This window comes from Blastomonas sp. RAC04, assembly GCF_001713435.1.
In the GTDB taxonomy this organism is placed as follows: Bacteria; Pseudomonadota; Alphaproteobacteria; order Sphingomonadales; family Sphingomonadaceae; genus Blastomonas; species Blastomonas fulva.
Window position 1 is genome coordinate 684917 of sequence record NZ_CP016460.1, and the last position, 15451, is coordinate 700367.

Sequence of the window (15451 nt, forward strand, 5' to 3'; positions counted from 1 at the left end):
GGGTTACTCCGCGGCGACCCGCTGCTCGACATTCTGCGGGCCACGGATCAGCCCGCCCGGGCGTGCCTGAGTCACCTCGCCATTGCGGAAGGTGACCTCGCCCGACTTGATCGTCGCGACATAGCCATCCGCCTTTTGCAACAGGCGCTTGCCGCCTGCGGGCAGATCGAACGCCAGCCACGGGCGACTGAGGCGCAGCGCCGCAAAATCGATGATGTTGAGGTCGGCGAGATAGCCGGGCCGCAGCACTCCGCGATCGTTGAGGCCATAGAGCCGCGCGGTGTCATGGCACTGGCGCTTGACCGCCAGCTCCACCGGGATCGTTCCCGCCTTGCGGTCGCGCGCCCAGTAGCTCAGCAGAAAGGTGGGGGCAGCAGCATCGCAGATGGTGCCGCAATGCGCGCCGCCATCGGACAACGACACGACGGTGTCGTCGCGCTCGAGCAGGCCCTTGATGAAATCGAGATTACCGTCCTGGTAGTTGAGGATGGGCAGATAGATGAAGCCGTTGCCGTCATCCGCCATCAGCGCATCATAGGCAAATTCCGCTGCGTCCTTGCCGGCAGCGTCCGCCTGCAGCGCGATGCTGTCATCACGGGTTGGCTCGTAGGTGAAATCATCGTGCATGGCGAACTGCAGCGCAAAGCCTGCGGTCACCAGCATGAACAGCGCCGCGATATCGAGCGAGGGCGGGGGCAGATTGTCTTCGGCGAGCAACTGCGCCTTGAACGCGGGATCCTTGAGCTTTGCGAGCTGCTGATCCCAAGGAAGTTCTGCGATCGCGCGCCAGCTGGGCCGCTGGACGAACGGGTGCACCGTGCCGCGCCAGTTCATCACCACCCCAGTGCCGCGCAGCGAAATCTGCGCCACGACATTCCCGCCAGTGCGGTTGGCTTGCTCGCACGCCGCCATCTGCTCGGTCCATGTCATCTGCTTCATCGGCGATTGCAGCATGGCGAAGGTCACCGGCAGTCCGGTCTCCTTGGACAAAGCGGTCATCCAGTCGAACTCGTTCCATTCGGGTACCAGGTCGGACGCCATCTCGAACACGCCATAGCCGACATTGCCCATTGCGCGACCGATGCCGATCAGTTCCTTCGCAGTCGCCGTGGTACCGGGGACCAGCTCGCCGTCGATCGACTTGTGCAAGACGGTGCGCGAAGACGAAAAGCCGAGTGCCCCTGCGCGCAGACCGTCCTCGACGATCCGCGACATCGCGGCGATATCGGCGTCGGTCGGCTCTTCGTTGCGCGCGCCACGCTCGCCCATCACATAGGCGCGCACCGCGCCATGCGGCACGTGGGTGCCGATATCGATGGTGCGCGGGAGCTTCTCGAGCGATTCGAGATATTCGGGGAAGCTTTCCCAATCCCAGGTCATGCCCTCGGCAAGCGCTGTGCCCGGAATGTCCTCGACGCCTTCCATCAGGCCGATCAGCCACTGGTGTTTGTCGGGCGCAGCGGGCGCAAAGCCGACGCCGCAATTGCCCATGACCACGGTGGTGACGCCGTGCCAGGACGAAGGCGCCATGACGTCATCCCAAGTCGCCTGGCCGTCATAATGGGTGTGGATATCGACAAAGCCTGGGGTGACGATGTGGCCGCTTGCGTCGATTTCCTCGCGCGCGGGGCCGCTGACCGATCCCACTGCGGCAATGGTATCGCCGCTGATCGCGATATCGCCGACAAAAGGCGCGCCGCCCAAGCCATCATAGATAGTGCCGCCGCGAATGATCAGATCGTACATCTCAAAGCTCCTCATCCGTTCCGCCGCGCCCAAGTGTGATGCCGGGCTGCGCGGGTTTGGAGGGAATGCTAGCTTACCTGCACGGAAAGGGAAGGGGGTTGCAGCGATTTGCGGCGATGGGCGTCGTGCAGCCTAAGCGTCCTAAACCGCGTCCATCGCCCTGGCCACGCGGACGAAATCCTCCACGCTCAAGGTCTCGGCCCTGCGCGAGGCGTCGATGCCCTCGCTTTCGAGTGCCGCAAGTGCGCCGGGCAGACCCTTCAGGCTCTGGCGCAGCATCTTGCGGCGCTGGCCGAACGCCGCTGCGGTAAGCGCTTCGAGCCGCGACGGTGCGACGCCCTCGGGCATCGGCGCGGGGGTGAGGTGGACGATCGCCGACATAACCTTGGGCGGCGGGGTGAAGGCGCTGCGGTGGACCTTCATCGCCAGCCGCGCATGGCAGCGCCACTGGCTGAGGATGGCGAGGCGGCCATAGGCATCGTCGTTGGTGGCAGCGACAATGCGGTCGGCAACTTCGCGCTGGAACATCAGCGTCAAAGAGAGCCATTGAGGCGGCCAGGCCTTGCCCCCCAGCCAGCCGACAAACAGCGCGGTGCCGACATTGTAGGGCAGGTTGGAGACGATATGGCAGGGCCCGGGCATCACCTGGCCCAGCGGCAGTTCAAGCGCGTCGCCCTCGATCACCGTCAATTGGCCGGGGAAAGCGTCTGCCAGTTCGGCAAGCGCGGGAAGGCAGCGGCGATCGCGTTCGATCGCGGTGACCCTGGCGCCGGCGCGCAGCAGCGCGCGGGTCAGGCCGCCGGGACCGGGGCCGATTTCGAGCACATCCTGGCCATCGAGATCGCCCGGAACTGCGGCGATCCGGTCGAGCAATTGCTCGTCGAGCAGGAAATTCTGGCCCAGCGCCTTGCTCGCGGCAAGGCCATGGCGCGCGATCACGTCGCGCAAGGGGGGCAGGGCCGTCACGGGATTGCGCATCAGCCTTCGTAGGTCTTGCGGTGCTGCCAGGCGGCGCTCGCCATGCGGATTGCGGCGATCATCGAGCTGGGGCTGGCGCGGTCCTTGCCGGCGATGTCGAAGGCGGTGCCATGGTCGGGCGAGGTTCGCACGATCGGCAGGCCGAGCGTCATGTTGACCGCATCGTCGAAGTGCAGTGCCTTGACCGGGATCAGCGCCTGGTCGTGATACTGGCACAAGGCGACATCATAGCGGGCGCGGGCGGCGGCGTGGAACATCGTGTCGGCGGGCAGCGGACCTGCGACATCGAACCCTTCGGTGCGCAGCTGGTCGATGGCGGGAATGATGATCTCGGCCTCTTCGCTTCCCATGCTGCCCTGCTCGCCTGCATGCGGGTTGAGCCCCGATATCGCAAGGCGTGGGCTTTCGATGCCGAAATTGCGCGCCATGCCCTTGGCGGCGGCGCGCGCGCGGTTGACGATCAGTTCAATGGACAATGCGCCAGGCACCTGCGCGATGCCGATATGCACGGTGATGGGCACCACCCGCAGCGAGGGTCCTGCAAGCAGCATCGCGACATTCTGCCGCGCCACGCCGCAGGCTTCGGCGATAAACTCGGTCTGGCCGGGAAAGTTGAAGCCGACCTTCTGCAGCTGAATCTTGGAGATCGGCCCGGTGACGATGGCACAGGCGGTGCCGGCGCGCGCCAGACCCACGCCCATCTCCAGCGCCTGCAACGCACAGCGCGCACCATCCAGATCGGGCTGGCCGGGAACCACAACGCCGCTGTCGATCACCGGCAGCACGGGCAGCGCGGTGGCGAAGTGCGCGGGCGCATCCGACGGCGTGTCGATCACCGCGATCGGGCCGCTCCACACGCCTGCAAACGCGCGCGGATCGCCGATTGCGAAGAACGGGGTCAACCCGTGTTCGTCGCGCGCCTGCCAGCTTTTCCCGATGATCTCGGGGCCGATGCCGGCGGGGTCACCGGCGGATATGGCCAGCAACCCGCTCACGCCCGGACAAGGTCCGCAGGCAGCATCAATTGTACTCGATCACCGCGTCCCGGCGAAGATCGCGCAGATAAATCTGCGCGCGGCGGTTGACCTTTTCTTCTTCCATATTGGCCATCAGCTGTTCGGCGCTGGGGCCGCCCTCGGTCTGCGGGTCGTCACGGCCGCACAGCACCAGCACGCGCACGCCATCCTTGACCGACCCGAAAGGCTGGGTCGCCTCGCCGATCGACAGCGCGATCAGCGTATCCTGCAGCGGCGCGGGCAGATCACGCACCGGAACCTGATCGTTGTTGGTCACCGTCGCGCCAAGCTTCGCGGCGATCTCGTCGGCAGAGCCGCAGCCCTTGATCGCACGCGTTGCAGAGGCGAATTCGGATGCACGCCGCGTCGCTTCACCCTCGGTGGTGCCGGGCGCAAAGGCGATCGAAAGCTGCTTGAGCCCCAGCAGCGCATCGCGCGGGTTGGCGGTGAGGATCTGGCGCTTGTCGATAAGATACATCAGCGAAAAGCCGCCGGGGATCTCGATCGGTCCGGCGAGCTGACCGACCTGCATGTCGCGCGCGACCACGGCGAGCGCCGGGGGAAGCTGGCCAAGCTGCAGCCAGCCCAGATCGCCACCGACCGCAGCGGTCGAGGCTTCGGAGAACTGGCGGGCATAGGCGACGAACGATCCGCCCTGCTGGAGCTGCTCGACGATGCGCGTGGCATTCTGGGCGACTTCGGTACGGTTCTGCGAATTGGCCGACAGATAGATTTCACCGATGCGGAATTCTTCGGTGCCCTTGGACGCCTTGAGCCGTTCGATGACCTCTTTGACTTCCTCTTCGGACACGTTGATGAACGGCGTGACGTTGCGCCCCAGCAGCCGCTGCCAGGCAAGCTCGCCGCGGATCTGCCGCTTGAGCGAGCGCGACGACGAGCCGATGCTGTCGAGATACTTGTCCAGCGCGGTGGTGTCGCGGCGGAAGTTCTGCGAAGCGACCTGCGCATAAGTGCGCTCGACCTGCGCCTCTTCCACGGTGATGTCGTTGGCCGCAGCTTCCTGAATCTGCAGTGTCTCGTCGATCAGGTTGCGCAGGACCTGCAGCCGCAGCCGCGCGCGCTCCTCTTCGGAAACGGGGGCATCATTGGCGGCGAGGATTAGCGCGACACGCTGGTCGATATCGGTCCCGGTGATGATCTCGCTGTTGACGATGGCGGTGGCGCGGCGGACATTGGGGTCCTGCTTGCCGAAGATCGTCAGACCTTCGGGCACGTCGAGCGTGGTTTCGGGCGGGGCCGCGTCGTCTCTGACGGTCTGGGCGATTGCGGGCAAGGAGATCCCCGCAATCAGCGACAGCAACAGCGTCTTTTTCGCCAGCTGACGGGTACGGATCGCGATGGTGTTCAATGCGTGCAAGCTCATATCTTCCTGAATGGAGAAAAGCGACCCTGTGCCCATCTTTCCGTTAACCGTGGATGAGCGGGGCGGTGAATATCGCCTTTGGGCTTAAAAGCCAAGGTTGCGCAAGGCAACCCGCAGCAGAAAGGTATCGCCGCGCTGCGCATCGCCAACCGGGATGTAGTCGCGCCGCCAGGTGACGCCCAGTTCCAGGCAGTCATCCTCATAAGCGACGCCCAGCCGCGTACGGATCGGTTCGAATCCGTCGGACTGCAACCGGGGGTCTTCCTCGGCATTGCTGAGATCGACCACCGCCGCGCCGAACACCGACCAGTAGCGCGCCAAGCGGACGCGGCCTGCCACGCGCAGTTCCTCGCGGTCGGCAAGATCCTCGACCTCGGGGCCGATGTCGCGGTTGAGGCGCAGATAGCCGATCTGGGCATAGGTCTGCCGACCACCCACGGTGATGTCGACCTCGTTGCGGCGCACAGCCAGATTGTCCTTGTCCAGCCGGAAACGGTGGGTGTAGCGGATGAAGTTGCGCAGCTTGAGGTCGAACCGTCCGACGACATCGGAGGTGCGGTTGCCCAGCCCGGTGCCTTCGGGGAGGAAATCGCGCTCGTCATCGAAGCGATAGCTTTGCCCGACCACGGCGTTCAGCTGCATGCCGGGGCGCTGCAGCGACCACTCGACGCCATAGACGACCCGCACGCCCTCTTCCAACCGGTCATAGCCGGGCAGGCGGTTGAGCGCGAACAGGTTGCTGTCTTCGAGTTCGACGGCGCGCGAATCCTCGTTGGGGAGCTCGAGGTTTCCGGTCGTTGGCGTCGCGACGACCTGGACACGCGGGCTGAGCACCTGGGTGCCGCCAAACGCCTCGCCGACGAAAGGCCAGCGCATGTCAGCCGCCACCGATCCGCTGGCGCGCGCCTGCAACCCGGATTCGCCGCGATAGATCAGCGTGTTGGTCAGCGCGTTGTCGCTGCTGTTATAGACGTCGCCGCGCGCCAGCGCGGTCAGCGTGAATTCCTGTCCAAGCCCGGTCAGCCGGCGCAGGTCCCAGCGCGCCTGAGCGAAGGCTCGCTGCGTGTCCTGCCCGGCGGTGCGGGTGATGGCGAGCGTGTTGATCTGGAACTCGACCTTGCCGCCGGCAACCTGCTCGGGCAAGCGCAGCCGCCAGTCCACCACCGGCAGCGCGATGGGCACCTGGCCCTGCGGATCGTTGACTCGCAGCGTCTGCGTCGCCCAGCCGGCGAGCGAGAAATAGCTGTTGGGGCCGATCCGCTCGGCCTCGACGGTCGAGCGCAGCCGGTCGTCGCGGCTGACATCATAACGCCGCAGGAACGTGCGGTCGGTGACTGCCCGGATCGACCCGCTGACGCTCCACGCCTCGCTGAGCTGGAACCGCCCCGTCGCGTCGAAATAGCCGCGGAAGTCATCCTGGCTGTCCGCCGCGATGCCGCCTGCACCCACCGGGATGCGCGACCCGGCGGTCGCATAGCCGGTGATCTGGTAGGCGCCGCGATCGGTCAGCGCGCGATAGGTCGCGTTGACCATCGGCAGCGCCTCGGTGAAGACCGATCCGGTCACCGTAAGATCGCGATTGGGCGCAAGGTTGAAGTAATAGGGCACGCTCAACTGCACGCCATTGGCTTGGCTGAAGCGGATGTCGGGAACCAGCAGGCCGCCGCCGCTGCCTTCGCCAACCGGGTGGCTGAGGCCGGGCATCGGGATCACCGGCAGCCCGAACAGCTCCAGGCGCGCGCCCTGATAGCGCACGCGCTTGTCGACGGGGTTGTAGACGACCTTGATCGCGCGCAGCTGCCAGCTCGGGTTCTTGGGCTTGCCGGTGGGGGTTTCGACCAGACAGGCGGAATAGGCGGCATTCTCAAGCGTGATGACGCCATCGTCGCGCACGCCGCGGGTGGCGACCATCCGGCCACCGGCTTCGAGCACCACCAGGATGTTCTCGATCACGCCGTCGCGGATGGTCTCGGTAAGCTCGATGGAATCGCCGTAGAGCTTGTTGCCTTCCGGGTCGGTGATCTGGACCTCGCCGTTGGCGCGGACCTCGCCCGACTTGCGATCCCAGGTGACGCTGTCGGCGACCAGTGACTGGTCGGCGCGGACCAGCAGGACGTTGCCGGTCGCGGTGACGACGTCGGCGTTGCTGTCATAATCCAGCCGGTCGGCGGTGAACTCGATCACCTGCTCGGCCTCGGGCTGCGCGCCGCTGACGCCGGGGGCATCATCCTGCGCATCGGCATATTGCACGATGTCCTTGCGGTTGAAGGTCAGGTTCTCGCCCAGCAGATAGCTGGTGCGCGTGCACACCTGCTGATCCGCTGCCATGGCAGGCACCGCATTGGCTGTCAGCAAAGCTGATCCCAGCAGAAGATATGCCCGTTTAACCTGCAAGCCGTCCATCCATCGCTCTATCCGGTGGGGCTCGCGGTCAAGAATCGTCGACCGGCCTCTCGCCAGAATCGGCCCTATCGCACTGCGATGACGCAACTGCAAACCGCTTTCGACAGCCCGTGTAACGCTGCGGCAAATGCTGGCAAACACGATGAACCTGTCCTATCGCTTGCAAGTCTGGCTGCAGCACCGATATGTCGGGCGCAGCCATCTGCCGCCTCAAAGCCATGGCATAGAGGCGATATGGTGCATAATCGATTAACCAGGCAGCGCCGCCTGCCGCTCGGGGATCCCTTGATGAAGATAGTTTTTGACGCGTCTGCCGATAGTTATGCCGTGGTTGCCTTTCCGGTTGCCAAGGATGAGCTTGCCAGTCTGAACCTGCCGCTCGATGCTGGCCAGGTGGTGCGCGATGGCGCAAGGGCGGCACGGTTCGAGGCAGGCGCGGGCGAAGTGTTCGACGTGTTCGTCAGCCAGGGCGGCAAGACGCTGCGGGTCGCGCTTGTGGGCACCGGCGCCGGCGCGCGCGCCGACATGGAGCGAGCCGGCGGCCAGCTGGTCGCCAAATACCAGCGTTCGGGCGTCGAATCGCTGGCGGTGGACATGACCCATGGCGCGATCGCCACCAACCGCGATGCTGCCGCACAGTTCCTGTTCGGCGCGGACCTGCGAAGCTGGTCGCACGACCAGTACCGCACCAAGCTTCCCGCCAAGTCGAAGGTGACGCTGACCGAGATCGCCGTCATCGGTGGTCCCAAGGGACTGCAGGCCGGCTGGACCGACCACGCAGCGGTTGCCGCAGGTGTCGCGCTGACCCGCGAGCTGGTCACCGAGCCTGCCAATATCATCTACCCCGAAAGCTTCGTCGAACGCTGCAAGCCGCTCGAGGCGCTGGGCGTCGAGATCACCGTGCTGGGCCAGGACGAGATGGAAAAGCTCGGCATGGGCGCGCTGCTCGGCGTGTCGCAGGGTTCGGTGCGGCCGCCCCGGATGATCGCGATGCGCTGGAATGGCACCGGCGATGCGCAGTCCAAGCCCGTCGTTCTGGTCGGCAAGGGCGTGACTTTCGATACCGGCGGCATATCGATCAAGCCTGCTGCCGGCATGGAAGACATGAAGTGGGATATGGGCGGCGCAGGCGCGGTCGCTGGCACGATGAAGGCGCTGGCCGGGCGCAAGGCCAAGGCGCACGTGATCGGCATCTGCGGCTTGGTCGAGAACATGCCCGATGGCAACGCGCAGCGCCCCGGCGACGTGGTTACCAGCATGTCCGGCCAGACCATCGAGGTGATCAACACCGATGCGGAAGGCCGTCTGGTGCTGTGCGACGCGCTGCACTGGGCGCAGGAGCAGTATGATCCGGAATACATCGTCGATCTGGCGACGCTGACCGGCGCGATCATCATCTCGCTGGGCGACCAGCATGGCGGGCTGTTCAGCAACGACGACGGCCTGGCGGACAGGCTGACCGCGGCGGGCAAGGCGGCGGGCGACCCGCTGTGGCGCTTCCCGCTGAGCAAGGCCTATGACAAGCTGATCGACAGCCCGATTGCCGACATCAAGAATGTCGGCCCGCGCGGCGGCGGATCAATCACCGCGGCGCAGTTCCTGCAGCGTTTCATCAAGCCCGGCGTCAAATGGGCGCATCTGGATATCGCAGGCATGGTTTGGGCCGACAAGCCCGGCCCCGTGTGGGACAAGGGTGCGACCGGTTATGGTGTTCGCCTTTTGAATCAGTGGATTGCGGATAACTTTGAAGGTTGAGTCTTAGCTGGCCTATGTCTGCTGGTTTGGAAGGATCGCTCGTCATCCCCGCGCAAGCGGGGGTCCCGCTTATGCGCAGCCGTTGAGCAAAGGCGGGATTCCGGCGTTCGCGGGAATGACGGAACAAGCTTAGGGGGGCATCAGATGCAGGTCGATTTCTATCACCTCACCCGCGATCCCGCCGAGCGGGTGGTGCCGGTGCTGGCGACGCGGACGCTGGCGCTGGGCGAGCGGATGCTGATCGTGTCGGCCGATGCAGGTCACCGCGCCTCGCTCAGCCAGGCGCTGTGGACGCACACGCCCGAGAGCTTTCTGGCGCATGGCGACATTGATGCACCCAATCCGCAGGTCCAGCCGCTGTTGCTCGCCGATCGGGTCGAAGCCGCCAATGGCGCGGGTTTCGTCGTGCTGGCCGATGGCCAGTGGCGCGACGAAGCGCTGGCCTTTGCGCGGACATTCCTGCTGTTTAACGATGCAACGATCGCCGATGCGCGCAAGGCGTGGGTGACGCTGGGCACACATGACGGGCTCGAGAGGCATTACTGGAAGCAGGACGGCGGCAAATGGGTTGAACAGACGTCCGGCAGGCGTCAGGATCAATCCGACTGACAAAGGACACGAGCATGATGCGCAACTTCCTGATGATGGCGACGGCAACGCTGGCGCTCACCGCCTGTGGCGGCGAAAAGACGGTCTACAGCGATGCCGAGGGCAATGAGGTCAAGGTCACCCGCGAAGGCGATGGCGATGCGTCCGAGATCAAGATCACCAGTGCCGACGGATCGGCGACGGTCAACATCGACAGCGGCGGCACCGATGCCAAGCTGCCGCTGGGGCTTGCGGTCTATCCCGGCGCCAAGGTCGTCTCGACCATGACCTCCAACGCGGATGGCAAGTCGGGCGGCATGGTGGTGATGGAAAGCAGCGCCGACCGCGACACCGTGGTCGCCTGGTATCGCAAGGCGGTCGAGGCCAAGGGCTTCAAGATCGAAAGCGAGATCACCACGCAGGACATGCGTGCCATTTCGGGCACCAAGGATGGCGGCTCGTTCAGCCTTCAGGTGGCGCCTGCCGAGAGCGGATCGTCGATCACGCTGATCGCCGGAGAGGGCTGACGCTCCCTCAGAACCCTGCGAGCAGGGCGGAAAAAGCGGGTTTTTCTTGCAGCGCACAATCGGTCCGTCTAGGGGCGGCGACGAATCGCGCCATGCGTGCGCGTGCCCATCGTCAAACTTCAGGAGCACTTCATCATGGCCGTCACCCGGACCTTTTCGATCATCAAGCCCGACGCCACCCGTCGCAACCTGACCGGCGCGGTCACCAAGATGCTGGAAGAAGCAGGCCTGCGCGTCGTCGCCTCCAAGCGCATCCACATGACCCGCGAACAGGCCGAAGGCTTCTACGCCGTGCACCGCGAGCGTCCCTTCTTCGGTGAACTGGTCGACTTCATGATCTCCGGCCCTGTCGTCGTGCAGGTTCTGGAAGGCGAAGACGCCATGCAGCGCAACCGCGACATCATGGGCGCCACCAACCCCGCGAATGCCGAACCCGGCACCATCCGCAAGGAACTGGCCGAGAGCATCGAAGCCAACACCGTGCACGGTTCGGACAGCGACGAGAACGCAGCGATCGAGATCGCGTACTTCTTCAAGCCCGAAGAAATCGTCGGCTGATCGGCGAAGGAACGTCGCGGAGGCTGAGCCGTGCTGCTGAACGCACGGCTCAGGATCGCGCTGACCTATCTGTGGCGGCACCACCGGCTGCCACGGATTGCCCGCCCCGCGACGTTCACCGAGTTCGTCCAGCACCGCAAGCTGTTCGACCGAGATCCGCGGCTTGCGGCGTTTTCCGACAAGGTTGCCGTAAAGCAGTTCGTCGCCGACCGGATCGGCGCGCACTGGGTCACCCCGACATTGTGGTACGGCACCACGCTGCCCGCCGACCCGCCCTGGCCGCGCCCGTTCGTGGTCAAGTCCCGCCACGGCTGCAACCAGCGCGCCTTCGTGCGATCGGGCGACGATGATTGGGACGCAATCTGCCGCCGCAGCGCAAGGTGGATGCGGCAATCCTACGGGCGGTGGCTCGATGAGTGGCTGTATACCCGCATCCCGCGCGGCTTGCTGGTCGAGCCATTCATCGGCAGCGACGGCCAGCTTCCGGTCGATTACAAGCTCTACGTCTTCGGCGGCAAGGTCGCCTGCGTCCAGGTGCATCTGGAGCGCGAAACCCGGCACCGCTGGCTTCTATTGACCCGCGACTGGCAACGGATGTCGTCTCCCACCGCCGATGCGGACCCTGCCGCGCCCGTCTCGCTGGACCGGATGATCGAGGCCGCCGAAACGCTGGGGCAGGGCTTCGACTTTGTCCGCGTGGATTTCTACGAGATCGCAGGCGAACCGCGGTTCGGCGAGATGACCTTCTATCCGGGTTCGGGGCTCGATCCGTTCGATCCGCCGGAGTTGGATCTGATGCTGGGGCGTTTGTGGGCCGGGGCACGCGCAACGCCTGCCGCCTAACCGGGTCTCCTGCGAGTTCGCATGGCCCGCCTCTCAAAACTCCGCCGCAATATCCATCATCTTTGTCAGCCGTTTCGGCGCGACGCTGCGCCAGCTGCGGGCAAGCCAGTCGGCGATGTGCTCCCAGTCGGTGCGGCCGGTGTCGAGGCGGATCGCGATCCAGCCCGAGGGCGCGTAGAATTTGGGCAGGTAGTACAGCTCCGGATCCTGATCGACGAGCGCGGCCTGTTCGTCGGCACCGCTGGTCTTGACCAACAGCGCGATCGCTTCCTCGCCATGATGGTGGACCGAGACATAGGCGAAATACTTTCCGGTCTTGTCGCCGCCGACGCGCCAGCCGGGTGCGCCGTGCGAAGGGCGGGCGTCGGTCTCGGGCAATGCGAGCGCCAGTTCCCCGACCTTGGCGACGATCCAGTCGGGATCGGCCTCGCGGCTTACATAATCGCTCAGCGTGCGGGCATAAAGCTGGTGCTCGGCGATTAGCACCCGCGCCGCCAGCGTGTCTGCAGTGTCGCCGGGCTGGATCGCGACTGCGCACTGGCCCAGCACAGGGCCATCGTCGAGCTCTGCGGTCACCAGATGCACGCTGCACCCGGCTTGTGCATCGCCTGCATCGAGCGCGCGCTGGTGGGTGTGCAGGCCCTTGTATCTGGGCAGCAGCGAGGGGTGGATGTTGAGCATCCGCCCCTCCCACCCGCGCACGAAGCCGGGGGTGAGAATGCGCATATAGCCCGCGAGCGCGACGTGATCGGCGCCCGATGTGCGAATCGCCTTGTCCATCGCGGCGTCGTGGCTCTCGCGGTCCATGCCCTTGTGCGACAGCGCAAAGGTCGGCACGCCTTCTGCCGCGGCGAGCTTCAGCCCGCCCGCCTCGGGATTGTTCGAGGCGACCAGCACCACCTCATAGGGGCACGAGGCCGCGCGCGAGGCATAGAGCAAAGCCGCCATGTTGGTGCCGCTGCCCGAGATCAGGATGGCGACGCGGGCCTTCGTCACTTCTCCCCTCCCGCAAGCGGGAGGGGTGGACGAGCCGCAGGCGAGGCCGGGGTGGGCCTGTCTTGCGCAAATTTCAGGCCCACCCCGCGCGGCGAGCCGCGCTGCCCCTCCCGCTTGCGGGAGGGGAGAGGGGTTGCATCACCCCGCATGGATGGCGCTCCACGCCGCCTTGGCGCTCCAGGTCTCGACCGAACCACTGACAGTGCAGCCCTTGTCGCCAGCGTCGATCCGACCGATGCGGTGGACGGTTTCGCCCGCTGCCTCGAGGTCTGCGGTTACCGAGGCCACGTGGCTCTCGTCAACCACCAGCACCATGCCGATTCCGCAGTTGAAGGTGCGCGCCATTTCCTCGGGTTCGATATGTCCCTGCGCCTGCAGGAACGCCATCAGCCGCGGCTGAACCCATGCATCGGCATCGACATGCGCATGCGCGCCATCGGGCAGCACGCGCGGAATGTTTTCGAGCAGTCCGCCGCCGGTGATGTGCGCCATCGCGGCAATGCGGCCCGATCTGACCACGGGCAGCAGCGAGGAGACGTAAATTCGTGTCGGCGCGATCAGCGCGTCGATGAGCAGCACATCCTGATCGAACAGGGCAGGGCGGTTCATCTTCCAGCCCTTGTCCGCCGCCAGGCGGCGCACCAGCGAATAGCCGTTGGAATGGACGCCCGACGAGGCAAGGCCGAGCAGCACGTCGCCGGGCTTCACCTTGTCACCGGTGAGCACCTCGTCGCGCTCGACTGCGCCGACGCAGAAGCCCGCCAGATCGTAATCGCCCGGAGCATACATGCCGGGCATTTCCGCGGTCTCGCCGCCGATCAGCGCGCAGCCCGCCAGCTTGCAGCCATCGGCGATCCCGGCGACGACGCGTTCGGCAATCCCCGTGTCCAGCTTGCCGGTTGCGAAATAATCGAGAAAGAACAAGGGTTCAGCGCCCTGGACGATCAGATCGTTGACGCACATCGCCACCAGATCGATGCCGATCGCATCATGCCGGTCGTGGTCGATGGCGAGCTTGACCTTGGTGCCAACGCCATCGTTGGCCGCGACCAGCAACGGATCGCAATAGCCTGCAGCCTTGAGGTCGAAGAACCCGCCAAATCCGCCAAGTTCGGCATTGGCGCCGGGCCGCGCGGTCGCCTTGGCGAGCGGACCGATCGCCTTGACCAGTGCGTTGCCCGCCGCGATCGAAACCCCGGCCTGGGCATAGCTGTAGGAGTCGTGAGGTGGCGTCGCGCCGGTCTTGTCAGTCATGGGCTGAGCGGTTAGCGACTTCTCGCTTGGATTTCCACGCCATTGTCGCCAAAAGGGGCCGCCAAACCACCGCCAGCGATCAATGCGCCGGGGATCATCATTTTATACGGTTGATTGAAGCTAAGGATATCTTGACCAACAGCCTGACCCTGAGCCGCCCAGCGCCGAGACTATCGCGCGCGTGGATCGCCGCAATCCTGCTCCCGCTGCTGCTGGTGCTAGCGGGAATCGTGTACGCCCAGATCGAGGGAGACCGCGGAATTCCGCCGGTTGCCAGCGGCGGCGATTTCGAGGTCAGCGGCGTCAAGGTCGACGCATCGGGCAAGAATGCGCAAGAGGCTCGCTCGAACGCGTGGCGCGAGGCGCAGCGCAAGGGCTGGCAGAAATTGTGGATGCAGACCAACCGCTCGGGCGCAGCGCCCAAGCTCAGCGACTCGGTGCTCGACGGAATCGTCTCGGCCATCGTGGTGGAATATGAACAGATCGGCCCGCGCCGCTATATCGCGACACTGGGCGTACTGTTCGATCGCGCGCGCGCAGGGGAACTGCTCGGCGTCAGCGGATCGGTGCTGCGCTCGGCACCGATGCTGGTAATTCCGATCTACGTCTCGGGCGGATCGGCGCAGACGTTCGAGAACCGCACGCCATGGCAGGCGGCCTGGGCGCGCTATCGCACCTCAGAAAGCATTGTCGATTACATCCGTCCGCACGGTTCGGGTGCGGATTCGCTGCTGGTCAACGCCGCGCAGTCGGGTCGCCGCAGCCGCACGTGGTGGCGGCTGATCCTCGACCAGTTCGGCGCGGCGGACGTCGTGGTGCCTGTTGCACATATCGAGCGGCAATATCCCGGCGGACCGATCACCGGACGGTTTGCCGCGCGCTTTGGCCCCGACAGCCGGTTGCTGGGATCGTTCACGCTGCGCGCGCGCAACAGCGACGGCCTCAATGCGATGCTCGATGAGGCGATCCAGCGGCTCGATCGGATCTATGCCGGCGCGGTGCGCTCGGGCGAACTGCGCCCCGATTCGTCGCTGATCATCGAAAAGCCGGTCGAGATCGTCGAGGAACTGCTCGACGAAAGCCTGGCCGAGGACGTGCCGCTCGAAGCCGGTGGACTGACCAGCGGGCCGCAGATCATCTCGATCCAGTTCGACACCCCCGATGTCGCCGCAGTGCAGGCGGGTGAGCGGCTGGTGCGTGGTATCCCCGGCGTGCAATCGGCCAATACCGCCAGCCTGGCGCTGGGCGGCACCTCAGTGATGCAGGTCAACGCCAACATCGATATCGACGCCTTGCGCGGCGCGCTCGAAGCCCGTGGCTGGCGGGTGCAGCAGGGCGCGGGCGTGCTGCGCATCTCGCGCGCCCAGGCACCGGCTGCGGCCCCCGGCGGCGGGGGATAACAC

Annotated in this window: 13 protein-coding genes; 6 read left to right on the top strand and 7 right to left on the bottom strand. The window is 65.5% G+C overall.

What is annotated here, in order from left to right; all coding sequences use genetic code 11:
- Window positions 1-3: 3 nt before the first annotated feature.
- The 5 genes from BSY18_RS04325 to BSY18_RS04345 all read right to left on the bottom strand — a co-directional run bounded on the left by BSY18_RS04325 (window position 4) and on the right by BSY18_RS04345 (window position 7452).
- Window positions 4-1746: an N-acyl-D-amino-acid deacylase family protein gene (locus tag BSY18_RS04325; protein WP_069049770.1), complete on the bottom strand. Its 1743-nt coding sequence runs from the start codon at window positions 1744-1746 to the stop codon at window positions 4-6.
- 141 nt (window positions 1747-1887) lie between these two features.
- Complete coding sequence (gene rsmA / locus BSY18_RS04330) at window positions 1888-2724, bottom strand: 16S rRNA (adenine(1518)-N(6)/adenine(1519)-N(6))-dimethyltransferase RsmA (protein WP_069049771.1); 837 nt, start codon at window positions 2722-2724, stop codon at window positions 1888-1890.
- Window positions 2724-3719 (bottom strand): 4-hydroxythreonine-4-phosphate dehydrogenase PdxA, encoded by a 996-nt coding sequence (gene pdxA, locus BSY18_RS04335; protein WP_069049772.1) that lies wholly within the window; start codon window positions 3717-3719, stop codon window positions 2724-2726. Before pdxA ends, rsmA begins: the two co-directional genes overlap by 1 nt.
- A 25-nt stretch (window positions 3720-3744) precedes the next feature.
- On the bottom strand, window positions 3745-5124 hold the full coding sequence (locus tag BSY18_RS04340; protein WP_083231305.1) for a peptidylprolyl isomerase: 1380 nt from the start codon (window positions 5122-5124) through the stop codon (window positions 3745-3747).
- 84 nt (window positions 5125-5208) lie between these two features.
- The gene (locus tag BSY18_RS04345) at window positions 5209-7452 is read right to left on the bottom strand and encodes an LPS-assembly protein LptD (RefSeq protein WP_236823442.1); all 2244 of its coding nucleotides are present in this window, start codon (window positions 7450-7452) and stop codon (window positions 5209-5211) included.
- A 363-nt stretch (window positions 7453-7815) separates the two neighbouring features.
- Between BSY18_RS04345 and BSY18_RS04350 the strand changes: the two genes are divergently transcribed.
- The 5 genes from BSY18_RS04350 to BSY18_RS04370 all read left to right on the top strand — a co-directional run bounded on the left by BSY18_RS04350 (window position 7816) and on the right by BSY18_RS04370 (window position 11798).
- Window positions 7816-9282, top strand: coding sequence for a leucyl aminopeptidase (locus BSY18_RS04350; protein WP_069049773.1), 1467 nt, complete (start codon window positions 7816-7818; stop codon window positions 9280-9282).
- A gap of 144 nt (window positions 9283-9426) precedes the next feature.
- The gene (locus BSY18_RS04355; RefSeq protein WP_069049774.1) at window positions 9427-9891 is read left to right on the top strand and encodes a DNA polymerase III subunit chi; all 465 of its coding nucleotides are present in this window, start codon (window positions 9427-9429) and stop codon (window positions 9889-9891) included.
- A 14-nt stretch (window positions 9892-9905) separates the two neighbouring features.
- Entirely contained in the window at window positions 9906-10397 is a 492-nt protein-coding gene (locus BSY18_RS04360; protein WP_069049775.1) for a hypothetical protein, read from the top strand.
- 135 nt (window positions 10398-10532) lie between these two features.
- On the top strand, window positions 10533-10955 hold the full coding sequence (ndk, locus tag BSY18_RS04365) for a nucleoside-diphosphate kinase (protein ID WP_017671330.1): 423 nt from the start codon (window positions 10533-10535) through the stop codon (window positions 10953-10955).
- Window positions 10956-10985: 30 nt separating this feature from the next.
- On the top strand, window positions 10986-11798 hold the full coding sequence (locus tag BSY18_RS04370; protein ID WP_236823443.1) for an ATP-grasp fold amidoligase family protein: 813 nt from the start codon (window positions 10986-10988) through the stop codon (window positions 11796-11798).
- A 33-nt stretch (window positions 11799-11831) separates the two neighbouring features.
- Here the strand turns inward: BSY18_RS04370 and purN are convergent, their stop codons facing one another.
- Window positions 11832-12794, bottom strand: a complete 963-nt coding sequence (gene purN / locus BSY18_RS04375) for a phosphoribosylglycinamide formyltransferase (protein WP_069049776.1) — start codon at window positions 12792-12794, stop codon at window positions 11832-11834.
- A gap of 138 nt (window positions 12795-12932) precedes the next feature.
- On the bottom strand, window positions 12933-14048 hold the full coding sequence (gene purM, locus BSY18_RS04380; protein WP_069049777.1) for a phosphoribosylformylglycinamidine cyclo-ligase: 1116 nt from the start codon (window positions 14046-14048) through the stop codon (window positions 12933-12935).
- A gap of 131 nt (window positions 14049-14179) precedes the next feature.
- On the opposite strand from purM, the gene BSY18_RS04385 reads away from it, so the two are divergent.
- On the top strand, window positions 14180-15448 hold the full coding sequence (locus BSY18_RS04385) for a heavy-metal-associated domain-containing protein (protein WP_150126202.1): 1269 nt from the start codon (window positions 14180-14182) through the stop codon (window positions 15446-15448).
- Window positions 15449-15451 lie beyond the last annotated feature (3 nt).

Excerpts from the sequence above, each read along its gene's own strand:
- BSY18_RS04325 (WP_069049770.1), bottom strand. The coding sequence starts at position 1,746 with ATGTACGATCTGATCATTCGCGGCGGCACTATCTATGATGGCTTGGGC.
- rsmA (WP_069049771.1), bottom strand. The coding sequence starts at position 2,724 with ATGCGCAATCCCGTGACGGCCCTGCCCCCCTTGCGCGACGTGATCGCG.
- BSY18_RS04340 (WP_083231305.1), bottom strand. The coding sequence starts at position 5,124 with ATGAGCTTGCACGCATTGAACACCATCGCGATCCGTACCCGTCAGCTG.
- BSY18_RS04345 (WP_236823442.1), bottom strand. The coding sequence starts at position 7,452 with ATGGCAGCGGATCAGCAGGTGTGCACGCGCACCAGCTATCTGCTGGGC.
- BSY18_RS04350 (WP_069049773.1), top strand. The coding sequence starts at position 7,816 with ATGAAGATAGTTTTTGACGCGTCTGCCGATAGTTATGCCGTGGTTGCC.
- BSY18_RS04355 (WP_069049774.1), top strand. The coding sequence starts at position 9,427 with ATGCAGGTCGATTTCTATCACCTCACCCGCGATCCCGCCGAGCGGGTG.
- BSY18_RS04360 (WP_069049775.1), top strand. The coding sequence starts at position 9,906 with ATGATGCGCAACTTCCTGATGATGGCGACGGCAACGCTGGCGCTCACC.
- ndk (WP_017671330.1), top strand. The coding sequence starts at position 10,533 with ATGGCCGTCACCCGGACCTTTTCGATCATCAAGCCCGACGCCACCCGT.
- purM (WP_069049777.1), bottom strand. The coding sequence starts at position 14,048 with ATGACTGACAAGACCGGCGCGACGCCACCTCACGACTCCTACAGCTAT.